Genomic DNA, 2,715 nt, shown 5'->3' on the forward strand with positions numbered 1-2,715 from the left:
CTACTACTGTATCGTATCCTTTATCTAAAAGGTCTATAAATTTATCTACCTTTGCTTTTTTGACAACTTTGTTGAACTCTTGATCACTGAATTCATCTCCAAGCATGATATTTTCTTTCATACTCATGTTGAATAATGGATCGTTTTGTCTCACTATCTTGGCATTTTTTCTCAATTGTTCAAGATCATATTCTTTGACTTCAAAGCTACCTATCTTAAGCAATCCTTGGGATGGTTCGTAAAATCTTGGTATCAAATTTACGAGCGAAGATTTACCCGCTCCACTTGTTCCTACAATAGCTACTTTTTCTTTTGTGTTAATTCTTAGATTTATATCTTTTAATATAGGTAAATTTTGATATGTAAAGCAAATATTTTCAAAAGTGATATCATATTCGTCGACAGGAAAAGATTTACCTTTTCCGCGGTCTTCCACTGGCATATCATGTATCTCAAATATACGATTGGTGACTTGTCCTGCCCTTTGCATTTGTATATAAAAATTACTGAGATTCCTTATAGGAGTAAATATCCATCCTAAATAAGCGTAGAAACCTATAAGGGTCCCTAAAGTAGTATCCCCTTTGAGTATTAGATAACCCCCATAACCTAATACTAAAACTGGAGTTAATTCATACATAAATGACATAAAATCTTCTGCACCTTGATTTAATTTGCTTAATCTGTTTTTTGAACCAACCCAACTCTCTGATTTTTTGAAAAACGCTTTCGAAAAGAAGGTCTCTTTGCAAAAACTCTTTATCGACCAAAGTCCTTCAACTTTTTCTCTAAATTCCTCTGTAAGTTCACTATACGTATTCCTCTCTAACTCGGAACTTTTTTGAATACTTTTGTCAAATGCTCTAAGAGAAAAATAATAAAATGGCATCATAATGAATGTGATAAGAGCAAGTTGCCAGTTTAAAAATAATAAAACCAAAGAAACAATGATCAACTGTATAAAATTATAAAAGATTAGAGAGATTCCTGTTCCAAGAAAGAAAGAAGCTTCCAAAGTGTCAGAAAGAACCCTTGACATAAAGTCCCCAACTTTGTTATGGGAAAAATCTTTTAAGGGAATCATCATAATTTTATTGAACATGGATATTTGTTCGTCTCGCACAACTAAATTCATAGATTTGTAATATCCATAGTTAACAAAAAAAGATATGATTCTTTCTAATAAAACAACAACGACAAAAAAGAAGAAGAAAGGCAGTATCTGAGAAAATTTGTTTTTACCAATTATATCATCAATAAAATATCTAATTAAAAAAGGAGTCATGATTGAAACTAACAATAATAATGGAGCAAGAACAAGAGGAATTTTTTGATATTTTATATATTTTTTAGAATATTTTAAAAGTTTTATAGAACCTTCATTTTTCTTTTTTTTCACTTTTTATCCCCCTTTACATAATATGTAATGAGTAACACTTTTTCTTACAAACTCAAAAGACCATTCACTATTTTTATCATACACTTTTCCATATGATAAACAAGTGATTTTTTTATTGAATTCAAATGTAGATTGGAATATATTTTTAGAGATTGCATCAAAAAAGCTTATGTAAACTTTAATTTCGATGTTTTTTATCGTGTTTTATACTCTGTTTTCGCTTTCCCTTTTTTGATAATGGTTATGATACAATAGTTTAAAGATAAAAAAGTAACTGTATATTCACTCGTTAACATTGAAACAAAAGTAAATATTATGTTGTTTTTAAATAACAATCAGGAAACAAAGCAGATATATTCATAAGGAGATAATTCAAATGCTTTTAAATTAATTACCAAGTTATCAACTTACGGACAGTTTGGAAAACCATTCATGAACTATCTTGAATCAATTTCTTTAAACGATAAAACAATAGAGTATATAGAAATCTTGAAATTATTTTGGGATAATAAATATGATGAAGTCCTTGAGGCTATAGAAAGAAATATTTCAAAACTACGAAAAGGTAGTTTGTATTACGAAAATAATCCTGTTAATAAGGGATTTATCCTTATGGCTGATGCAAGGGGAAAAAGAATAAAGGAAATTATATAGAAGCAGCTAAGTTAAACATTCAAGCATTTAAGATATTGAAGGATGTACCTCATCCATCTGGAATGGTAGGAGCTTTAAACAATATAAGTTGGTGGTTAAAAGATGTAGATAAAAACATTTCTTTAAACTTTACACTTCCATAAAAACTTAAACAAAGCTTACTTACAAGAGTTCATAGAAAAATACATAAAAGCTAATTCAAAACAAAAAGATATGATAGAAAGGTACATAATGAATTATGGAAGGTATTATGAAATAAAAAACATACCAAAAGAATTAAGACCAAAAGTACCAAAAGAAATCAATATGTTTGTGAAGGAATACACGTTAAAGAGGATTCCCTCAGCAATTTCGTTCTATGTTTTTGAAGAAAAAGAAAGAGAAGAACTTGTTGAAACGTTAAAGATTTTTGAGTGATTTATATACTATATCTTCTTTATCTTCTTTCTTATACTAACGAACTCAATTAAATTATATTCCTTACATTAATTTAGAAAAAACTAAAAAGCTAAGATAACACTTCTTTTCACACCACCAACTGACTTTCAATGATTTCTTTGTAAACAGGAGAACTTTCTATTAATTCGTTGTGGGTTCCTTCTCCTATTATTTCTCCATCTTTTAATACTACTACCTTATCTGCCTTTCTTATTGTTGATAAC

3 protein-coding genes are annotated in these 2,715 nt (G+C 28.7%); 2 read left to right on the plus strand and 1 reads right to left on the minus strand.

Going from position 1 to position 2,715, the window contains the following annotated elements:
- A partial coding sequence (locus X924_RS07895) for an ABC transporter ATP-binding protein (protein ID WP_146255684.1) occupies window positions 1-1,399 on the minus strand: 1,399 nt, incomplete at its 3' end.
- Window positions 1,400-1,831: 432 nt separating this feature from the next.
- Between X924_RS07895 and X924_RS10330 the strand changes: the two genes are divergently transcribed.
- Together X924_RS10330 and X924_RS10335 are read left to right on the plus strand one after the other, a co-directional pair.
- Window positions 1,832-2,053, plus strand: a complete 222-nt coding sequence (locus X924_RS10330; RefSeq protein ID WP_233186613.1) for a hypothetical protein — start codon at window positions 1,832-1,834, stop codon at window positions 2,051-2,053.
- 231 nt (window positions 2,054-2,284) lie between these two features.
- Entirely contained in the window at window positions 2,285-2,470 is a 186-nt protein-coding gene (locus X924_RS10335; protein ID WP_233186614.1) for a hypothetical protein, read from the plus strand.
- Window positions 2,471-2,715: the final 245 nt, after the last annotated feature.

The organism is Petrotoga sp. 9PWA.NaAc.5.4 (assembly GCF_002895485.1).
GTDB lineage: Bacteria > Thermotogota > Thermotogae > Petrotogales > Petrotogaceae > AZRK01.